We start from the raw sequence: 18,972 nt of genomic DNA on the forward strand, positions 1-18,972 counted from the left end.
AGTGTTATGGGTAAGAATGTCGTGGTCCTGGGCACCCAGTGGGGTGATGAGGGCAAGGGCAAGATCGTCGATCTGCTGACCGAGCAGGCCGCCGCGGTAGTGCGCTACCAGGGCGGTCATAACGCCGGCCACACGCTGGTCATCGACGGTGAGAAGACCGTGCTGCACCTGATCCCGTCCGGCATCCTGCGCGAAGGCGTGCAGTGCCTGATCGGCAATGGCGTGGTGGTTGCCCCCGACGCCCTGATGCGCGAGATCACCAAGCTGGAAGAGAAGGGCGTACCGGTGCGCGAGCGCCTGCGCATCAGCCCGTCCTGCCCGCTGATCCTGTCCTACCACGTGGCCCTCGACCAGGCCCGCGAGAAGGCTCGTGGCGACGCCAAGATCGGTACCACCGGTCGCGGTATCGGACCGGCCTACGAAGACAAGGTGGCCCGCCGCGGCCTGCGCATCGGCGACCTGTTCCACCGCGAGCGCTTCGCTTCCAAGCTGGGCGAGCTGCTGGACTACCACAACTTCGTGCTGGTCAATTACTACAAAGAGCCGGCCATCGACTTCCAGGCCACCCTGGACGAGTGCATGGCGTTCGCCGAGCTACTGCGCCCGATGATGACCGACGTCACAGCCGACCTGCACGAGCTGCGCCGCGCCGGCAAGGACATCATGTTCGAAGGTGCTCAGGGCTCGCTGCTGGACATCGACCACGGCACCTACCCGTACGTCACCAGCTCCAACACCACCGCTGGCGGCACCGCCACCGGATCTGGTTTCGGCCCGCTGTACCTGGATTACATCCTCGGTATCACCAAGGCTTACACCACCCGTGTCGGCTCCGGTCCGTTCCCCACCGAACTGTTCGACGAGACCGGCGCCTACCTGGCCAAGAAGGGCCACGAGTTCGGCTCCACCACCGGTCGTGCCCGTCGTTGCGGCTGGTTCGACGCCGTGATCCTGCGTCGCGCCATCGAGATCAATAGTATCTCCGGCCTGTGCCTGACCAAGCTGGACGTACTCGACGGCCTGGAAACCATCCGCATCTGCACCGGTTACAAGGATGCCGCTGGCAACCTGCTGACCGACGCACCGACCGATGCCGACAGCTACATCGGCCTGCAGCCGGTGTACGAGGACATGCCGGGCTGGACCGACTCCACCGTCGGCGCCAAGAGCCTGGAAGAGCTGCCGGCGGCCGCTCGTGCCTACATCAAGCGCGTGGAAGAGCTGGTTGGTGCGCCGATCGACATCATCTCCACCGGCCCGGACCGCAACGAGACCATCGTGTTGCGCCACCCGTTTGCCTGATCCCTCTGTAGCAAAAAAGGCCGCTTTGAGCGGCCTTTTTCATTGATGCGGTAGGTCCTTGTTCTCAGGCCTGTAGGTGTTGCAAGAGAAGCCGCAGTGACGCGGCTTGATCCTCTGCCAGATCGATGATCTGAAAGCCGCACCAGCCATTGTGGCCAGGTTCGCCGGGGCGACTCCAGAGGCAATCCGCTCCTAGGCGAACCTCATGAAGGTCGTTCAGGGGCTGGTCGAGAACCAGGCGACATTCCCAGACCGAATCAGCCTGCGGTGGCGTGTCGCTGATCAGCATGAAGCCATCTTCCGACAAATCGACGACCCTGCCGAGACGATGACCGCTGTGCAGGTCCATTGCCTCTATATTCAGTTCCGTAGTATGTCGGCTATGTTGGCGGCGATCGTCCATTCAGGCTCCTTGTCCGGCTGGGGCGGCGCGTCCGGTGATACGTTGCAGCACCCGGTAGATGGCTCCAAGGGCGCGGTCCACCAGTGGGTTGCTGCGCTCCGGCGTGATGATGCGAGCGAGACCCTTCTCCATTTCGCTTGCTAGCAGGCGTATGGGTTTGACAGCCACTCGTTGGCCAGTGTGATCGACAAACATGTAGTTGTGAGTGGTCGGGCTGAACCATGACAGCTTGAGCGTGAGCGTATCCTGCCCCTGTACGAACTCAAACCAGGTGCCGAACTCCAGTCGCTGCAGTTCCTTCATCAAGGACTGGGCGCGAGGTGAGAGAGGTTCGTCGCGCTTGATTGGCTCGACCAAGGCAGCATCTTCACCGAGCATCGCGCCCAGTGTGCTTTCCGGTAGTTGTGTTTTGAGCTGTGCCGCCAGTTGCGGCTGCTGGGCCTGAATCGCATGCTGGCAGGCGACTATGTCCTGCAGCAGGCGTCGAATGCCGTCTTCATGGTAGCCACCGAGTCGCTCCAGTCCGCTGCGCAATTCGTCGAGCAAGTTGACTCGCATGCCCTGGAGGCGGTTTCTGCCCTCTTCATCGAGAGGGATGCCGCTCCAAGCCAGCGTTTCGGCAACTTGGCTGGCGCGTTCCCATTCAGTACTACGCTCTCCATGTCTGATGAGGGTAAATACCAGAACATCGGCCCAGGTCAGCTCGAGGAAGTTGTGGATGACGCCGGGCAGGTTGCGACCGCTCAGGGCTCCTTGAATAACCGTTACAGCCTGTTGCCTTGCTCCGAGCAGGCGATCACGGCCTTTTGCCGCCTCTACTGCGCGCCGCTCCCTTAGTTCGACCTTCTGCTTGAGGGTTGCAGTGAACTCGCTAAACTCGACAAGCAATCGGTCGAATAGCTTCAGGTCGCTGGCATAGTCGCGAACCACTGCTTCTACGACCCAGTAGATCTTGGCCACGATGCCCCTTTCATCACCGTCCCCGCCGTAGAGCACCCCGGCCTGGGCCATGGTGTTGAGAAGGCGGCGAGCCGGATGGTGATGCTGGGTGAACATTGCCTTGTCCTGCAGTGCTACTTTCAGATAAGGCGTGTGCAGATGAGAGAGGGCCGTTTTGCAAGCATGGGGAAGGTTCTCATCATCCAAGATGAAGTCGAACAGCATGCCGACCAGGTCGATCACGTCAGCTTCGTTATCCGCCAGTTTTTGCTGGCCTGGTAGCGAGCTGTAGGTCTCCAACTGCTGCTGGAGGTGGACCTTGATGTCCTCAACGGGCTGAGGTTGCTGCAGCCGCTGGGCCAGTGTGTTGGCCGACTGCTGTTGAAGTCGGTTTAGGGCTGCCAGAAGCTCGCTGGCACTGTAGGTGCTGGTCGCTGCGCGTGGCGCGAAGCTGGAGATGCTGCGAGTTCCGCCAGGCAGGGGGCTATCGGGATCCAGCTGGCGGCGCTCTCCCAGCAGGGCGGTCAGCCCGCCGAACAGCTGGCCCGCATCCTGCGGTGGAGGCGCATTGAGGTCGCGGGAGTACTCCTGCTCTTGTGGGGTGTACAGAGCCTTGGGAGTTTCCCGGCCTGTATCGGTCTTGGCCGAGGGCCTGTCGGGTGGAGTGGCGGAAGCCGGTGATCGCAGGGCGCTGTACTTGAGGTTTGGAAGGATGCCAGCGTTGATCAGGCGCTGATTGAGCAACTCGTACACCGTGTCCAAGCCCTGCATCACGTGGCTTTCGAACAGTACGTAGAGGATCACTTTGATTCGCAACGACAGGGGGTGCGCTGCCAGTGCGTCGCGAAATGCATCGGCCAACGCCTGGGGTCCGAATGGGTTGCTATCTTCGCCAAGCTTTTGGCCGTTATTGAGCAGGGCCAGGCGTTGATCGAGGGCGAAGAGCGTGCTGGCGTTGCGTGCCTTGACCTTGCTGACCATGTTGGTCACCTGAAGGCTTTCCTCATACTCTTCGTTCTGGATCAGGGCCAGGCTCTGTGCGTCGGTTTCGGCAGGCGCAGCAGATGACTGGATCTTGCCCTCCATGAACGTTGTGAAGTTCAGGGCAATGCGTTGGTGATAGCTGCGTTCTATCTGGGGGCGTAGCTTGCGCAGGTCATGCATGGCCTCGAAAAACAGGCTCTGAACCTTGTTGTTTTCCGCCTTCTCTGCGCCTTCGAAGAGGGTTTCGTCGGCCCTTACGAAAAGCTCTGAAAGATGTTCGGCCAGATTGCTCATCACCAGCTTGCGGCAGTCCTGCACTAACTCGTTGAAGTGCGGCTGTATGGCGCGCCGGGCGATGCCAGGTGTATGGGAAGGAGGAGGCGGATCCTGCGGGCTCATGCGGTGTCCTGTGCGAGACTAGCAACTCGCTGTATTCGGGCGATGCTGCGGATAGAGTAGCTGGGATGAAATAAGTTGTCGCCAGGGTTGACATGAGCGCTTCCGTCCGTAAAATGGCGCGCCTCTGATGCGGGAATCGGCCTGGCCGGACCAGTAGAAGAGGTGGAAGACCGTAGTTCCGCGATAGCTCAGTCGGTAGAGCAAATGACTGTTAATCATTGGGTCCCTGGTTCGAGTCCAGGTCGCGGAGCCAACTTCCTGTCGGGGTATAGCGCAGTCCGGTAGCGCGCTTGCTTTGGGAGCAAGATGTCGGGAGTTCGAATCCCCCTACCCCGACCATTTTTGGGTCGTTAGCTCAGTTGGTAGAGCAGTTGGCTTTTAACCAATTGGTCGTAGGTTCGAATCCTACACGACCCACCATAGATAAAGAGCCCGCCTAGTGCGGGCTTTTTATTGTCTGTGTGTTTTGCCTTGGTCGCTTGATTGGCTGCGCATGGATTCGACCCATGCGCAGTGTCGCTAGCTATCAGTGCAGCTTGAGGCGTGGTTCGGTGCTGCGACCGATGCGGTCGCCCAGCATCAGCAGGGCGGTGCGCAGTACGCCGTACAAGGCCATCTGGTGCATGCGGTACAGCGAGATGTAGAACATCCGCGCCAACCAGCCTTCCAGTTTCACGCTGCCCATCAGATTCCCCATCAGGTTGCCCACCGCCGAGAAGCGTGACAGCGAGATCAGCGAGCCGTAATCGCGGTAGTGAAATTCCGGCAGCGCCTGGCTGCTCATCTGCAGTTTGAGCGACTTGGCCAGCAGTGATGCTTGCTGGTGCGCGGCCTGGGCGCGCGGCGGCACGGTGCGTTCGCTGCCGTCGCCCAATGGGCAGGCGGCGCAGTCGCCGAAGGCGAAGATGCTGTCGTCCAGCGTGGTCTGCAGGGTAGGTCGCACCAGAAGCTGGTTGATGCGATTGCTTTCCAGGCCGTCCAGCGTTTTCAGGAAGTCGGGGGCGCGGATGCCGGCGGCCCAGACCTTGAGGCTGGCAGGTATCTCCATGCCTTGGGCGGTGAGCAGCGCTTCGCTATTGACCGTGCTCACCGAGGTGTTGGTGAGTACGGTGACGCCGAGTTTTTCCAGGGTCTTGTGCACGGGGCCGCTGATGCGCTCCGGTAGCGCTGGCAATACACGCGGGCCGGCCTCGATCAGGGTGATGCGCATGTTCTGCGGCTGGATGCGATCCAGGCCGTAGGCGGCCAGCTCGTGAGCGGCATGGTGCAGTTCGGCGGCCAGCTCCACACCAGTGGCTCCGGCTCCGACGATGGCTACGCTGATACGGCTATCGTCGCTCTTGCCGGCATGGGCGCGTAGGTAGTGGCTGAGCATCTGCCGGTGGAAGCGTTCGGCCTGCTCGCGGGTGTCGAGGAAGATGCAGTGCTCGGCCGCACCGGGCGTGCCGAAGTCGTTGGTGGTGCTGCCGACGGCAATCACCAGGCTGTCGTATGCCAGCTCGCGCTCGGGCAGCAGCTCGCCGCCGTCCTCGTCCAGGGTGGCTGCCAGGCGGATCGTCTTGCGAGCACGGTCCAGGCCACTCATGCGTCCGAGCTGGAACTCGAAGTGGTTCCATTTGCCCTGGGCCACATAGTTCAGCTCGTCCTCGGAGGAGTTCAGCGAGCCGGCGGCGACTTCGTGCAGCAGCGGTTTCCAGATATGGGTGAGGGTGGCGTCGACCAGAACGATGCTGGCCTGTTTGCGTTTGCCCAGGGTTCTACCCAGGCGGGTAGCAAGCTCCAGGCCGCCGGCGCCGCCGCCGACGATCACGATGCGATGGTTCATGGGGATATCTCACAAGGCTTAAGGAAATCGGTAGGCCCGGCTGGGCGAGCGCGAGGCAGCTCATAGCACCAGTCCGGCGAGTAGGCGGGAGAGCAAGCCGAGTCCGATCGTCACGGCGACGACCATTAGCAGGAGGAGCCAGGGGCGGAACGGCTTGCGCTCCACCTGGTGTTGCGGAGCGCTGAGATACTGCTCGACGCGTTGCTGGTCTTCCGGGTTGAGGCGGCTAGCCATGGGCGGTCCTCTCGAAGAATGCCTGCATTCTAGACGTGTGGATCATAAGGGCTCAACGCGAACGTCATCGCCCAGGCGGATGATGCCTCCTTCGATTACTCGGGCAGTGATACCACCGTGGCCGCGTATGGCCTGGAATATGCCAGGGCCGAGGCGTTCCTCCAGGCGGGCACACGGCTGGCACCATCCAGTGGTCTCCAGGATGGCCTGACCAATGCGGAAACGCCGAGCTTTGAGGCTGAACAGATTGATGCCGCTGATGGCGATATTGCGGCGCAGGTCCGCAGGCGTGATGTCGCGCCCGGTCAGCGAGCTGACCACGGATAGGTGTTCCCATTGGATCAGCGTGACCTGGCGCAGGTTGCGCGGGCCGGAGCGGGCGTGATCGCCGGTCAGGCCAGCCTCGCGCCTGGCTTCTACGGCCTCCGGCTCCAGCATGGCGCCGCGTGATTGTGGGCGCACCCCCAGCCAGCGAACCTGGCCGCATTGCGGAACACTGGCGAGCAGTTCCTGCAGGGGGCTCACAGGCTGATACCGACGTCGAACAGCACGGTGCGACCCAGGTTGCGACGCAGGAATTCCGGCGCGTCGCGATGGGCGAACAGCACCCGTGCGTAGTTGGGGCCAACCAGTGATAGCGAGCGCCAGCCCTGACGCAGGTATTCACTCGGGGGTGGAAAGGAGCTGTTGAGGTCTAGCATCTCACGCTTGAGGCTGATGTAGGCGAGTAGGTCCAGTTCGCCCAGATCGAGGCCGCGTTCGAGGTAGTTGTGCGCCTTCTTGCGCAGTGTTGGTCCTAGGCGTGCCTGAAGTTCCGAGGCTGGAATGCGTCTGGGACGAGGCTCGCGACGTAGCAGTTGACTGAGCGAGAGCGCGCTGCGCCTGCGTTGCAGTTCTTCTTTCCACTCGTCGTTGAGGCGGCGTCCCTTGTCGAGGACGAAGAACACCTCGAAGCTGGCATCGTGAAACAGAACGTCTGGCGGCTCGTTGCCGGTGCTGAACTCTTCCAGGCGATGGCGCAGGTTGAGCGCCGTCAGCAAGCGCTGACAGACCCAGCGCTCGCGTTCCCACTTGCGTGCATTGGACAGGAAGTCATTGGCCTGTTCCGCCTGGCGAGTGAGCAGGCGCAGATAGTCGGAGTCGTCCATGGGCGCAGCATAGCGTAAAAGCCCTCGCGGACTGGCCGGTGTAGACTGCGCCTGTCAGACATGAGGGCTCCATGCAGATACGTGCCATCACTCCTGCCGATCACGCGGCGCTGCTCGATCTGTGGCGACGTACACCGGGTATTCAGCTGCGTACCGATGACGAGTACGAGCCGTTCTGCCGCTATCTGGCGCGGAACCCCGAATTGAGCCTGTTGGTCGAGAGCAAGGGTGCCGTTGTCGCCAGCCTGCTGGTTGGTCACGATGGGCGCCGCGGTTACTTGCAGCATCTGGCGGTGGATTTGCCCTGGCGCGGCCGGGGCCTGGCCAGCGCTTTGCTGGATGAGGCGTTGCAGCGCCTGCAAGCACTTGGTGTGGGCAAATCCCATGTCTTTGTGCTCGGTGCCGCGCCTGAGGCGCTTGCCTTCTGGCGCAATCGTCCGGGCTGGAGCGAGCGCGAGGATATCGAAGTGTTTTCCACGAGGAGCGAATGAACATGAGGCAATGGCGCTGGTGGCTGGTGCCCTTGTTGTGCGGTTGGCTGGGCACGGCCCTGGCGCTCGAGAACGGCGAGCATCTGGCACCCTGGACCCTGCTGGACCAGCACGACAATGCCTACACCCTCGATGGCAATCTTCAGGTCCTGCTGGTGGCGCGCGGGATGGAGGCTGCCGATCTATTGCAGGTGGCGCTGAGCGAGCTTGAGCCAGGTTACTTGGAGGCACACCGAGTGGTCTTCCTTGCTGACATCAGTGGCATGCCGGCGCCAATCGCCAGCTTGTTCGCCATTCCTGCAATGCGTGACTACGGCTATCGGGTCATGCTCGATCGCACGGGGCGTGTTGCATCACGTTATCCGGGCGCCAAGGCCCAGTTGCTCTGGTTGCAGCTGGATGCCGGTCGGTTGCAGGGGCAGCGCCGCTTTGCCAATGCAGATGAGTTGCGCCTGGCATTGGAGGGGCTGGCACGTTGATCGCCGCTGATCTGCTGCAGCCTCTTAGTCATTGGCTGGGCTGGATTCTTTATGCCTCCGTCCTGCTCTGGGCAGTGTGGCGTATGCCATGGGTCGAGCTGTTCAGTGATCAGCGCCGCCAGCACCTGCTGTTCGGCACGGTGCTGGCGTTGTTCCTGCTGTGGTTGGTGCGGCGCGATTTTGCCTCGGGCCTGTCCTTCCATTTCATCGGCATGACGGCGGTGACCCTGTTGCTTGACTGGCCACTGGCGCTGCTCGGTGGTTTTGCTGCCCAGCTTGGTCTGCTCGCGTTCGGTCGTCTGGATCTGGCAGCGCTTGGCGTCAATGGCCTGTTGCTGGTGGCCATTCCGGTGGCGATTGCCGAATTCTTTGCAGTGCAGGTAGAGCGCCGTCAGCCGCGCAACCTGTTTGTTTACATCTTCTGCTGCGGCTTCTTCCCTGCGGCGCTGACCGCCCTGGTCTGCCTGCTCGGGGGGCTGGCGTTGCTCTGGCACGATGGCCTCTATGTCATGCCCCCCTGGCTGGAGGATTTCATCGGCTATCTGTGGCTGGTGATGTTCCCCGAGGCTTTCATCAACGGCATGCTGGTTACCGGCCTGGTGGTGTTCTATCCGGACTGGCTGGAAACCTTCAATCGCACGCGCTACCTGTCGGCGCCCTGGAAGGACAGTGACACGGATCGACATCCATAAGCGCGACTTATCTCGGTGGCGCAACTGACCTGGGTCAAGGCTCCATGCTCTACAGACTCCATGCTGGAGAAAACACGGAGGGCATGGATATGAGTGTGCATCTATGGGCGCGGCAAGAGCTCGAAAGCAGCCTGGAGCGGGCGCAGACAAGGGGCTTCGACCCGCTGATGAGTCTGCGAGCGCTGCTTAGCGAGGCGGTGGAGCTGAATCGTCTGGAACGTGAGGTGGCAGACTTGGCGCAGGAACTGGAGTTTCTCGCTGACAATCTGGACCCAGAGCGCGACTATGCCTTCATGCGCCCCTAAGGGCGCGTGCTCAATGCTCGCGCGGTGGCAGGTCGTCGGAGAAGGGCGAATCCTCCAGCGGGTCGCCGGGAATGACGTGCGCCTCGGACGCCCACGCGCCTAGATCGATCAATTTGCAGCGCTCGCTGCAGAAGGGGCGGTTGGGGCTCTGTGGCCCCCATTCGACCGGGGCTCCGCAGGTCGGGCATTCCACTGTGGCGCTCATGGTTGGCCTCCGCGCAGGGTCAGGTAGAAGTTATGCAGTCGTTCGACCTCGCTTTTCAGCCAAGTCAGATCGCGGTCGTTGGTCAACACGTCATCGGCATGGCGCAGGCGCTCTTCGCGACTGGTCTGCGCCTTGAGGATGGCGCGGATTTGCTCTTCCGTGCTGCTATCCCGGGCCATGCTGCGTTGCAGTTGCAAGTGCTCGGGGGCATCTACGACCAACACTCGCTGGGTCATGCTGTGCTGGCCGGACTCCACCAGCAGTGGTGACACCAGAACCGCGTAGGGCGACTCGGCTCGCGCCAGTGCTTGGTTGATCTCCTGGAATATCAGCGGGTGCAGCAGGCTTTCCAGCCAGCGGCGCTGCTGTTCGTCCTGGAATACTTGTTGGCGAAGGGTCGCTCGGTCCAGGCTGCCATCGGCCTGCAGCACGTGTTCGCCGAAGCGCTCGGCAATCTTCGCGAGGGCAGGGCGCCCTGGCTCGACTACCCAGCGGGCAGCATGGTCGGCATCCACCAAGTGGATGCCGAGGTCGATGAAGTGCTGGGCGACAGCGCTCTTGCCACTACCGATGCCGCCCGTGAGGCCAAGAATCCAGGGTTTGATCATTTAAAACCGGCGAACTGTAGATAGGTCCCGGTTATTTGATCACCCCAGAGCAATGCAATCCAGCCGGCAATGGCCAGGTAGGGGCCAAAGGGGATAGGGGTACTGGTTTCCTGGTTGCGCAGGCGCAACATGATCACGCCCAGTACGGCGCCAACCAGTGACGACAGCAGGATGGTCAGTGGCAGGATCTGCCAGCCACCCCAGGCGCCGAGCATGGCCAGCAGCTTGAAGTCGCCATAGCCCATGCCTTCCTTTCCTGTCAGCAACTTGAATACCCAGTACACCGCCCAAAGGCTCAGGTAGCCCGCAGCTGCGCCCCACAGGGCATCCTCCAGGCTGGTGAGCAGGCCGTCGTGGTTGGCGATCAGGCCCAGCCAAAGCAATGGCAGCACCAGAGAATCTGGCAGCAACTGATGATCGCAATCGATCATGCTCATCGCCAGCAAGCCCCAGGTCAGTACCAATATTCCGGCGGCTTGCCAGCCAAATCCGAAGTGATAAGCCACGTAGCCGGATAGCAGGCCGCAAGCCAGTTCCACCAGCGGGTAGCGTGCGCTGATCGGTGACTTGCAGCCAGAACACTTGCCTCGCAGAAACAGGTAGCTCACTACCGGGATGTTCTCCCAGGGGCGAATCTGGTGACCGCAGTTGGGGCAGCACGAGTGAGGCAGGATGAGATTGAAGGTGCCCTGCTTGGGCTCTTCGGGCAACTCGAGAATCTCCCGTGCCTGTTGACGCCAATCACGCTGCATCATGACCGGTAGGCGATAGATCACCACATTCAGGAAACTGCCGATGAGTAGGCCGATTAGGGTGGCCAGCAAAACAAAGGCCGGCAAATTGCCGGCCAGAGTATTGATCAGTTGCATGATTAGACGACGTTGCCCAGCTGGAAGATTGGCAGGTACATCGCAATGATCAAGCCGCCAACGAGTACTCCCAGTACCGCCATGATCATCGGCTCCATCAGTGCAGTCAGGTTGTCCACCATATTGTCTACTTCGGTCTCATAGAACGTGGCTACCTTTTCCAGCATATCGTCAAGTGCCCCCGACTCCTCGCCAATGGCTGTCATCTGCAAAGCCATCGACGGGAATGCACCAGTGGTGCGCATCGAGAAGTTCAGTTGCATGCCGGTTGAAACGTCTTGCTTTATCTTGTTGACGGCATTGCGGAACACCACATTCCCAGTCGCTCCTGCTACCGAGTCCAGCGCCTCGACCAATGGAACACCCGCCGCAAATGTAGTGGATAGTGTGCGCGCATATCGAGCTACGGATGACTTGTAAACAATGTCGCCAACGATGGGAAGCTTGAGCGTGCTGCGGTCAGTCCAGTTTCTAAACTTTTCGGACCTTTTATAGGATTCTTTAAGTGCAAAAGCGGCTGCGAACATTCCAATAAGAACGATAAACCACCAGCTTTGGAGTATCTCGGAGAGATTGATCACCATCTGGGTGAAAGCAGGAAGCTCTGCGCCAAAACTACTAAAAACTTCCTGAAATTGGGGGACGACTTTAATCAATAGAATGGCAGATACTATGATTGCTACCAAGACCACTGCTATAGGATAGGTCATCGCTTTCTTGATCTTTGCCTTGAGGGCCTCGGTCTTTTCCTTGTATGTGGCAACTCGATCTAGGAGTGTCTCTAAAGCACCAGCCTGTTCGCCTGCGTCAACGAGGTTGCAGTAGAGATCGTCGAAAAAGAGAGGCTTCTTCCGTAGCGATGATGCGAAGCTGTTGCCGGCCGCTACTTCCTGCTTGATATCGTCTACCAGCTTGCGCATGTTCGGGTTGTCGAATCCCTCCGCAATGATGTCAAAAGAGCTCAGTAGTGGAACCCCGGCCTTCATCATCGTTGCCATTTGTCGTGTGAACAGTGCTATATCCATGGGCTTGATCTTCTTGCCCGCACCGAAGATCGAAGCAGATTTTTTACGCACCTTGGTGGGGTTGATGCCCTGCTTGCGCAACTGAGCTTTGATCAGCGCAGGGCTTTGACCGCCCATTTCACCCTTTACTTTGGTGCCTTTCTTGTCAGTGCCTTCCCAGCTGAACAGGCTGGTCTTCAAAGCTTTTTCCGCCATGGTGGATTAGTCCTTGGTCACGCGGTTGATTTCCTCAAGGCTGGTGACGCCTTGCATGGCCTTGGACAGGCCGGAAGTGCGCAGGTCATTGAATCCATCCCGAACCATCTGCTCGGCGATTTCAATGGAGTTGCCTTCTTCCATGATAATGCGTTGTAGCGCAGGCGTGTTTTTAACCACTTCATAAATGCCGACCCTGCCTTTGTAGCCACCTTTGCAGTTCTCGCAGCCTACGGGGCCATAAATCTTGAAGGTGCCGATCTTATCCTCGGGGAATCCTTCTTGGATCAATACATCTTTGGGAACATCCACCACCTTCTTGCAGCTATTGCAGAGTTTGCGTGCTAGTCGCTGGGCGATGATCAGGTTCACGGAGGTCGCGATATTGAACGCGGGCACACCCATGTTGCGTAAGCGGGTCAGTGTTTCCGCCGCGCTGTTGGTGTGTAGGGTAGACATCACCATGTGGCCGGTCTGCGCAGCCTTGATGGCGATCTCTGCAGTTTCAAGGTCGCGAATCTCTCCCACCATGATGATGTCAGGATCCTGGCGCAGGAACGCGCGAAGGGCCTGGGAGAAGTCCATCCCCTGCCGCGGGTTGACGTTGACCTGGTTGATGCCTTCCAGGTTTATCTCGACCGGGTCTTCGGCTGTCGAGATATTCACGTCCGCGGTATTGAGGATATTCAGGCCGGTATAGAGTGACACCGTTTTGCCGGATCCGGTGGGGCCGGTTACCAGAATCATGCCCTGAGGCTGCCTGAGTGCGTTCAGGTACAGCTCTTTCTGATCCTCTTCGTAGCCCAGTGCATCGATGCCCATCTGTGCGCTGGTGGGGTCGAGAATCCGCATCACGATCTTCTCGCCCCAGAGGGTGGGCAGGGTGTTGACGCGGAAGTCGATGGCTTTGGACTTCGATATTTGCATCTTGATGCGGCCGTCCTGAGGCTTGCGTCGCTCCGATATGTCCAGGCTAGCCATGACCTTGAGGCGGGCTGCAATCCGAGGTGCAAGCTGAATCGGTGGCTTGGCTACCTCATGCAGGATGCCATCCGTCCTGAATCGAACCCGGTAGGCGCGCTCATAAGGTTCGAAGTGAAGGTCCGAGGAGCCTCCTCTGATGGCATCCAGAAGCATCTTGTTGACGAAGCGGACGACCGGGGCATCGTCTGCATCGCCGGTTTCTTCAGTTTTTTTATTATCGGTAACTGCTTCGATACTGGTGTTATCGAGGTCCGAGTCATCAATCCCCTCCAGCCCTCCGGTGGGGTCGTCAAACAACTTGTCGATTGCGTCGCCGAGCCTGTCGTCCTCGACCAGAATCATCTCGGTGTTCAGGCCGGTACTGAACTGAACATCGGTTACGGCCTGGTGGTTGGTCGGGTCAGAGCAGGCGATGAACAGTTTGTTATTGCGCCGCCACAGGGGAAGCACCCTGTGTTGGCGGGCCAGTTTCTCACTGATCAGATCTTTGGGCTGGTTTTCCAGATCCAGTGCGGAGAGGTCCATGTAAGCGATTCCGAACTGATCCGACGCCAGCTCGACAAGCGCCTTGCTTTTCACCAGTTTGTTCTGGACCAGGTATGTCACCAGGGGCAACTGGTTACGCTGAGCCTGGAGGCTGGCTTGCTGGGCCGTCTTAGTGTCCAGCAGCTCGGCAAGCACCAGCTGCTTTGCCAGGCCGGTCAGGTTGACGATGTCGTTCATGGAGTTGGCAGCTCGCTATGGTGTCCGCTTATAAGCGGGCTTATATAGCGTGTTTGGGGGTGGCTGCCAAATGGCGCGTCGTCGCGTGTCATTTTTTGTCACTTGCGGACCTGTTATGCCGTCGCTCAGTGCAGAAGGGCGTCGTGTCGGGCAAGAGAGTAAGCGTTTTAGTAGTTGGCATGAGTTCTGCTTTCTAAATTTCAGGTCTTGAGGCCTGCCAATAGCTCTCTAGGAGAAAAGAATGAAAGCTCAACTGCAAAAGGGTTTCACCCTGATTGAATTGATGATCGTGGTTGCGATCATCGGTATCCTGGCCGCCGTTGCTCTGCCGGCATATCAGGATTACACCGCTCGCTCCCGTGTCTCTGAAGGCTTGCTGCTGGCCAGTGAGGCCAAATCGCTGGTTGCGGACAACGCTGCTAACGTGATGCCAGCTATTGCTGGTGGCTTGGCCACCGGTTACCCGGCGATTGCCACTGTTGGTGGCGCTGCTACACCGTGCAACGCGCCTGGAGTATGTGTTCAGGTCGTAGGTAATGCTACTCAGGGTTCTGTCAACGTGCTGCAGTTGTCTATCGACTCGGTAGTGGGTGAAATTGAAATTCGATACTCCCCTCGTGTTTCAGTTGCCCCTAACAACGTCGTTGTTCTCAAGCCTACCGCCAACAACGCTGCTCTGGCTGCTGGTACTCGCCCGACTGGTCCGGTCATCTGGACTTGCCACGCTGCTGGTCGTGTCGGTGGTGTTGCTCCGACTGTCTTTACCGCTACTCTGCCGCTCAACCTGGCACCGGCCGAGTGCCGCGGTTGATTCTGTAGCACTGCTTCAACACAATGCTCTCATTGTGAAACAACGCCCGCGTCATGCGGGCGTTGTCTTTTCTGGTGGTTTCGATGCCTGCTCGATTTAAAGCCTTTCTAATTCATCTCTCCCTGTCTGCGGCCGTCGCAGGCCTGGTTCTGTTGCTGGTCTTCGGTCTGTGGTATCCCGCTCCTCTGCAGGTTGCGACCGGCGTTACCGGTATCTTCATGCTGTTGCTGGCGGTTGACGTGACGCTTGGGCCGGTGCTTACCCTTATCGTTTATAAGGTGGGCAAAAAGAGTCTGTTCTTCGACATGCTGGTTATCGCCTGCCTGCAGCTTGCTGCACTGAGCTATGGTCTATGGAGCGTGGCAGATGGGCGCCCGGCCTGGTTGGTGTTCAATGTCGATCGCTTCGACCTTGTACGCGTCCCCGACATAGATGACCGCAAGTTGCAGCAGGCTGAGGAGCGCTATCGAAGTCCCTCTTGGCTTGGGCCTCAGTGGGTCGCAGCCGTTTCCCCTGTGGATATCGATGAGCGTAATGCGCTGGTACTCGAGTCCACTCGAGGTGGAAGCGATCTGCCTCATCGCCCGAACTACTATCAGCCCCTGCCGGATCTGCGGGAGAAGGTGCAGGCCCGATTGAGGTCGCTGAAGGAGCTGGAAAGCTTCAACTCCTCTGATGCTGTTGAGAAGGTTAAACGGGAGTGGCCAGACGCGGATACTTGGTTGCCATTGAAGGCCAGTGTCCAATCCATGGTTGTTCTTATGCGTAGCGATCGGGCAGAAGTGGTTTCTGTTGTGGATTTGCGTCCATGGAATTAGCGGATGGGAAATCCGGGTAAGGCTAATCAGGCTTCCTGCTTTAGGTTTCTCTTTTCTGCAGTTTGATGGTTATTGCCGGTGTAGCTCAGTTGGTAGAGCAGCGCATTCGTAATGCGAAGGTCGCAGGTTCGACTCCTGTCTCCGGCACCATTAAACAGATTCATGCAGTGCCAAGCAGTGTCATGAATCTCTCAGGAAGCCCGCCTAGTGCGGGCTTTTTGTTTCATGCGGTGCCATTCGGTCTCATCCAAGCACTTGTCTTCTGAGTACCTCCGCGAGTACCTTTGGATTGTTCAATAATCTATGGGTACTCAGCATGCCATTGACGGCTCTGCAGGTGAAGAATGCTGCACCACGCGAGAAGGACTATGGCCTTGCAGATGGCGGCGGTCTGTTCCTCTGGATTCGTGCGGCAGGTGGCAAATCCTGGCGCTTCCGATTCCGCCTGGATGGCAAGCAGTCGCACATTTCCCTTGGCACTCTCGACAAGGTGACGCTCGCACAGGCAAGGCAGCTTGCTTTTGACGCTCGCCAGCTAGTGGCGCAGGGGCGGCATCCTGGGCTTGAGCGGAAGGTTGCGCGCGCCCAGGCGGCAATATCTCGCGCCAATACATTCAAGAGCCTTGCATTGGAGTGGCATCAGCATAAGTCGTCGCGCTGGTCGGCAGGTTATGCCGGTGACGTTATGGAGGCTTTCGAGCTGGACATATTTCCCCAGGTGGGGAACTTGCCGCTAACCGAAATCAAGCCTATGCACTGGCTACAGGTTTTCCGTCGCATCGAGGCGCGCGGAGCCCTGGAGAAGCTGCGCAAGGTTCGGCAACGTTGCCAAGAGGTTTACCGTTTCGCGATTGCCACGGGACGCGCTGAGTACAACCCAATCGCGGACGTGGGAGGGGCGCTGCAGACCCCTACGTCCCGACACTACCCCTTCTTGCCCATTGCTGAAGTTCCGGAGTTGATACGCAGCATTCAGGCGTGTCCGGGGCATGACGTCGTAAAGATCGCTACCCGTCTGCTAATTCTGACAGGGGTACGAACGGCCGAGCTGAGAGGGGCACCATGGGCTGAGTTTGACCTCGATAGGGAACTCTGGCTGATCCCCGCTGCGCGTATGAAGATGCGCCGTGCTCACCTTGTCCCGCTCTCCAGGCAGGCGGTCGCCGCGTTGCGTGAACTGCAAGGCATCACTGGCGGCTACACGCTGGCATTCCCGGGCCGTAACGACCCAGCAAAACCTATGAGCGAGGCTGCCATCAACCAACTGTTGAAGCGTTCCGGCTACGACGGGCGCGCTACTGGTCATGGATTTCGCCATACGATGTCAACCACCCTGCACGAACAGGGGTACCCCAGCGAGTGGGTCGAAACCCAGTTAGCGCATGTGGACAAGAACAGTATTCGCGGCACCTACAACCATGCTCAATATCTGGAGGGGCGACGAGAGATGCTGCAATGGTATGCCAACCATCTGGATGAGCTGCATGACTAGCCCTCAAGCCGCCCCCATTAAGCGCCGGCCACTTGTCACGCGTTGTGATCCGCTTCGGCTGTGCGATTTCATTGGCTACTACAGGCAGGAGTTGGGCTGCAGCCATGAGGAGGCAGCCTTTGCGACAGCAGATATCTTTCGGAGGCTTGAGACCAAATATCCGCAACTGAGCGCTAACACATGCTGGGCTGCAGAGGTGCTCGACCCAACCGCTCGACGCAGCTCCCGGGGATTTCAGACCGCCCGGATCGTCAGGTACTTTGAGCTTCAGGCTCTTAGTAAGAGCAAACGCGAGCCGTTTATCTTGATCGAAGACGATCTGGACGAGGAGTGCCGTGCCTCTGATGCAGCTGTCTACTTTTCACCATCGGTGTTGACCAGGCTAATCGAGGAATATTGGGGCTGGGATCAGATACCTCGCTTCATTCACTCGGATGTATCAGGCAGCAAGCAAGGTGAAAACGCCCAGCCAGTAGCAAGAGCGCACCTGAACACACGAGAGCTACTCACTGTGCAGCGACTCACTGGGGCTCTCATGGCGATGCTTACTGCGAGCGCCAACCAAGAGAGTGCGCGGCGCACGATCTTGAACTCGACACTTTGCTCAAAAGGAGTCCAGAACCAGGGGCCTTTCTCAGCCGCTCAAGGCCTTACATACATTGCCGATCGACTGGGTATCAGCGACTTCCCCGACACCGATACGGTGGCGAAGTACCTTCCGACGAAACAGGGTGAGACATAGAGCATCGCATCTGTTTTCCCGAATTCGGTTTTTTCTGCCGGCGCGTGCCATTCAATCCAGAGCCATCTCAACAGGACTCATGGAGACCTCGAATGGCACTGGCATCCCCCTTAACTCCCGCACTGATACGCCTCCCCGGTGTTTGCACACAGGTTGGTTTGAGCAAGTCACAGATCTACCGACTCATCCGTAGTGGCGAGTTCCCGCCCCCGGTACGGCTTGGCCCGAATTCGGTCGCCTGGCCTGCTGAGCATGTCCATGCTTGGATCGCAGACAAGGTTCTTGCGTCAGCTGGACAAAGGCCTTGATGAGTCGTCATGAGGAGCGCATTGCAAAGATTCGTCGCGGGCCTGGGAACGCTGCCAAATCCGCGCAGGTAGCGCCCCGCTCACGCCAAGAGAGCTCTCATGACGGGAAAGGAGAAGCTGCTTCCCGCCACATGTTCTTGCCCGGTTTTGCCATCGGGGCCTTTCCAAACCACCTCAATCGGTCGAGCCTGATTGCCCCGATCGCTCGCAATAAGCGGAAAGAACACTCGAAGACCAGGATGGTGACACGCCGAGATTGCGTCCTGGAGTACAGGGGAGAGCAGCTGGATGAGGCGGATGGAGACTTAATCATGGCGTTGATCGCGTTCGCCCAGCCGTTCCCGCTTGGCGACCCCGTTCTGCTGAATCGCAAACAACTGCTCAGGAAGATCAAACGTGGAGTCATCGGCAGCTCGCAATACGAGTGGCTTTATCGAAGCATGAAGCGTTTACGCCAGGCCACGTTGTTCCTCGAGGCGCTCAAACCAGATGGGTCTACCCGATACACGGTTGGGATGATGGAGTCATTCAACATTCTTAAGAGCCTCAGCTATGACAACGAGACCTACTGCTACACGCTCGACCCGCATTGGATTCTGATGTTCGGAAATCGGGAGTACAGCCTGATTGACTGGGGAAAGCGTTTACAGATCCGCCGCGGGCTGGACATGGCCAAAACGCTGCAGCGACTGATCGCCACGTCCTCTGACCGAGTGCAACGTTACGCACTTGAGGGACTCAGGGCCCAAATGGCATATGGCGGGCGCCTAAGAGACTTCCGTGACAGCCTTGGTCGAGCTGTATGCGAGCTGGAGCGTCTGAAGATCATCGTAAGGGGCTGCATTCAGGACAGCAGCCGGGGCAAGCCACAGTTGGTTCTATGGCTGCCTCCCGAGCGTTTTGACGCAGCGGCATAGCGCCGCGCTTCTGATGGCATAGCGTCGCTCCAGGGTGGCATAGCGTCGCGCAGCAGTGGCATAGCATCGCAGAG

At 59.1% G+C, this 18,972-nt stretch carries 22 protein-coding genes and 4 tRNA genes; 15 read left to right on the top strand and 11 right to left on the bottom strand.

Annotation, left to right across the window (positions count from 1 at the left end; all coding sequences use genetic code 11):
* The first annotated feature begins 6 nt into the window (after positions 1 to 6).
* Positions 7 to 1,302: an adenylosuccinate synthase gene (locus IB234_RS05735; protein ID WP_192315231.1), complete on the top strand. Its 1,296-nt coding sequence runs from the start codon at positions 7 to 9 to the stop codon at positions 1,300 to 1,302.
* A gap of 64 nt (positions 1,303 to 1,366) precedes the next feature.
* Here IB234_RS05735 and IB234_RS05740 read toward each other — a convergent pair whose 3' ends face one another.
* Complete coding sequence (locus IB234_RS05740; protein WP_192315233.1) at positions 1,367 to 1,705, bottom strand: PilZ domain-containing protein; 339 nt, start codon at positions 1,703 to 1,705, stop codon at positions 1,367 to 1,369.
* The gene (locus IB234_RS05745; protein WP_192315235.1) at positions 1,706 to 4,027 is read right to left on the bottom strand and encodes a DUF1631 domain-containing protein; all 2,322 of its coding nucleotides are present in this window, start codon (positions 4,025 to 4,027) and stop codon (positions 1,706 to 1,708) included.
* Positions 4,028 to 4,204: 177 nt separating this feature from the next.
* Here IB234_RS05745 and IB234_RS05750 point away from each other — a divergent pair.
* The 3 genes from IB234_RS05750 to IB234_RS05760 all read left to right on the top strand — a co-directional run bounded on the left by IB234_RS05750 (position 4,205) and on the right by IB234_RS05760 (position 4,447).
* Positions 4,205 to 4,280 (top strand) — tRNA-Asn (locus tag IB234_RS05750).
* 9 nt (positions 4,281 to 4,289) lie between these two features.
* Positions 4,290 to 4,366 (top strand) — tRNA-Pro (locus IB234_RS05755).
* 5 nt (positions 4,367 to 4,371) lie between these two features.
* Positions 4,372 to 4,447 (top strand) — tRNA-Lys (locus IB234_RS05760).
* A 106-nt stretch (positions 4,448 to 4,553) separates the two neighbouring features.
* Here IB234_RS05760 and IB234_RS05765 read toward each other — a convergent pair.
* From IB234_RS05765 to IB234_RS05780, 4 genes are read right to left on the bottom strand one after another with little or no spacing between them, the layout of a single operon-like run.
* Positions 4,554 to 5,852 (bottom strand): NAD(P)/FAD-dependent oxidoreductase, encoded by a 1,299-nt coding sequence (locus IB234_RS05765; protein ID WP_192315237.1) that lies wholly within the window; start codon positions 5,850 to 5,852, stop codon positions 4,554 to 4,556.
* Positions 5,853 to 5,912: 60 nt separating this feature from the next.
* Entirely contained in the window at positions 5,913 to 6,086 is a 174-nt protein-coding gene (locus tag IB234_RS05770) for a DUF3094 domain-containing protein (RefSeq protein ID WP_192315239.1), read from the bottom strand.
* Between the two features lie 42 nt (positions 6,087 to 6,128).
* The gene (locus tag IB234_RS05775) at positions 6,129 to 6,611 is read right to left on the bottom strand and encodes an MOSC domain-containing protein (protein WP_192315241.1); all 483 of its coding nucleotides are present in this window, start codon (positions 6,609 to 6,611) and stop codon (positions 6,129 to 6,131) included.
* Positions 6,608 to 7,234: a DUF1780 domain-containing protein gene (locus tag IB234_RS05780; protein WP_192315243.1), complete on the bottom strand. Its 627-nt coding sequence runs from the start codon at positions 7,232 to 7,234 to the stop codon at positions 6,608 to 6,610. The genes IB234_RS05775 and IB234_RS05780 overlap by 4 nt, the downstream gene beginning before the upstream one ends.
* 71 nt (positions 7,235 to 7,305) lie before the next feature.
* On the opposite strand from IB234_RS05780, the gene IB234_RS05785 reads away from it, so the two are divergent.
* The 4 genes from IB234_RS05785 to IB234_RS05800 all read left to right on the top strand — a co-directional run bounded on the left by IB234_RS05785 (position 7,306) and on the right by IB234_RS05800 (position 9,201).
* On the top strand, positions 7,306 to 7,725 hold the full coding sequence (locus IB234_RS05785) for a GNAT family N-acetyltransferase (protein ID WP_192315245.1): 420 nt from the start codon (positions 7,306 to 7,308) through the stop codon (positions 7,723 to 7,725).
* A gap of 2 nt (positions 7,726 to 7,727) precedes the next feature.
* A complete protein-coding gene (locus tag IB234_RS05790) occupies positions 7,728 to 8,204 on the top strand; it encodes an FAD/FMN-containing dehydrogenase (protein WP_192315247.1) in 477 nt (158 codons plus the stop codon).
* The gene (locus tag IB234_RS05795) at positions 8,201 to 8,896 is read left to right on the top strand and encodes an energy-coupling factor ABC transporter permease (RefSeq protein WP_192315256.1); all 696 of its coding nucleotides are present in this window, start codon (positions 8,201 to 8,203) and stop codon (positions 8,894 to 8,896) included. Before IB234_RS05790 ends, IB234_RS05795 begins: the two co-directional genes overlap by 4 nt.
* A gap of 89 nt (positions 8,897 to 8,985) precedes the next feature.
* Positions 8,986 to 9,201 carry a hypothetical protein gene (locus IB234_RS05800; protein WP_192315258.1) on the top strand — a complete coding sequence of 72 codons (216 nt, stop codon included), beginning with the start codon at positions 8,986 to 8,988 and terminating at the stop codon, positions 9,199 to 9,201.
* A gap of 10 nt (positions 9,202 to 9,211) precedes the next feature.
* Here the strand turns inward: IB234_RS05800 and yacG are convergent, their stop codons facing one another.
* The 5 genes from yacG to pilB are packed head-to-tail and all read right to left on the bottom strand — an operon-like array spanning position 9,212 to position 13,810.
* Positions 9,212 to 9,406: a DNA gyrase inhibitor YacG gene (gene yacG / locus IB234_RS05805; protein ID WP_192315260.1), complete on the bottom strand. Its 195-nt coding sequence runs from the start codon at positions 9,404 to 9,406 to the stop codon at positions 9,212 to 9,214.
* The gene (gene coaE / locus IB234_RS05810) at positions 9,403 to 10,014 is read right to left on the bottom strand and encodes a dephospho-CoA kinase (protein ID WP_192315262.1); all 612 of its coding nucleotides are present in this window, start codon (positions 10,012 to 10,014) and stop codon (positions 9,403 to 9,405) included. Before coaE ends, yacG begins: the two co-directional genes overlap by 4 nt.
* Positions 10,011 to 10,883 (bottom strand): prepilin peptidase, encoded by an 873-nt coding sequence (locus tag IB234_RS05815; protein WP_192315265.1) that lies wholly within the window; start codon positions 10,881 to 10,883, stop codon positions 10,011 to 10,013. The genes coaE and IB234_RS05815 overlap by 4 nt, the downstream gene beginning before the upstream one ends.
* A gap of 2 nt (positions 10,884 to 10,885) precedes the next feature.
* On the bottom strand, positions 10,886 to 12,103 hold the full coding sequence (locus IB234_RS05820; protein WP_192315267.1) for a type II secretion system F family protein: 1,218 nt from the start codon (positions 12,101 to 12,103) through the stop codon (positions 10,886 to 10,888).
* A 6-nt stretch (positions 12,104 to 12,109) separates the two neighbouring features.
* Complete coding sequence (gene pilB / locus IB234_RS05825) at positions 12,110 to 13,810, bottom strand: type IV-A pilus assembly ATPase PilB (protein WP_192315268.1); 1,701 nt, start codon at positions 13,808 to 13,810, stop codon at positions 12,110 to 12,112.
* Positions 13,811 to 14,051: 241 nt separating this feature from the next.
* On the opposite strand from pilB, the gene IB234_RS05830 reads away from it, so the two are divergent.
* The 7 genes from IB234_RS05830 to IB234_RS05860 all read left to right on the top strand — a co-directional run bounded on the left by IB234_RS05830 (position 14,052) and on the right by IB234_RS05860 (position 18,898).
* Complete coding sequence (locus IB234_RS05830; RefSeq protein WP_192315270.1) at positions 14,052 to 14,621, top strand: pilin; 570 nt, start codon at positions 14,052 to 14,054, stop codon at positions 14,619 to 14,621.
* Positions 14,622 to 14,674: 53 nt separating this feature from the next.
* Positions 14,675 to 15,439, top strand: a complete 765-nt coding sequence (tfpZ, locus tag IB234_RS05835) for a TfpX/TfpZ family type IV pilin accessory protein (protein ID WP_225580253.1) — start codon at positions 14,675 to 14,677, stop codon at positions 15,437 to 15,439.
* Positions 15,440 to 15,513: 74 nt separating this feature from the next.
* Positions 15,514 to 15,589 (top strand) — tRNA-Thr (locus IB234_RS05840).
* A gap of 166 nt (positions 15,590 to 15,755) precedes the next feature.
* The gene (locus IB234_RS05845; RefSeq protein WP_192315272.1) at positions 15,756 to 16,931 is read left to right on the top strand and encodes a tyrosine-type recombinase/integrase; all 1,176 of its coding nucleotides are present in this window, start codon (positions 15,756 to 15,758) and stop codon (positions 16,929 to 16,931) included.
* On the top strand, positions 16,924 to 17,673 hold the full coding sequence (locus IB234_RS05850; protein WP_225580255.1) for a hypothetical protein: 750 nt from the start codon (positions 16,924 to 16,926) through the stop codon (positions 17,671 to 17,673). Before IB234_RS05845 ends, IB234_RS05850 begins: the two co-directional genes overlap by 8 nt.
* 92 nt (positions 17,674 to 17,765) lie before the next feature.
* Complete coding sequence (locus IB234_RS05855) at positions 17,766 to 17,981, top strand: helix-turn-helix transcriptional regulator (RefSeq protein WP_192315274.1); 216 nt, start codon at positions 17,766 to 17,768, stop codon at positions 17,979 to 17,981.
* Between the two features lie 311 nt (positions 17,982 to 18,292).
* Positions 18,293 to 18,898: a hypothetical protein gene (locus IB234_RS05860; RefSeq protein WP_225580257.1), complete on the top strand. Its 606-nt coding sequence runs from the start codon at positions 18,293 to 18,295 to the stop codon at positions 18,896 to 18,898.
* Positions 18,899 to 18,972 lie beyond the last annotated feature (74 nt).

This window comes from Pseudomonas sp. PDM16 (assembly GCF_014851865.1).
Classification (GTDB): domain Bacteria; phylum Pseudomonadota; class Gammaproteobacteria; order Pseudomonadales; family Pseudomonadaceae; genus Aquipseudomonas.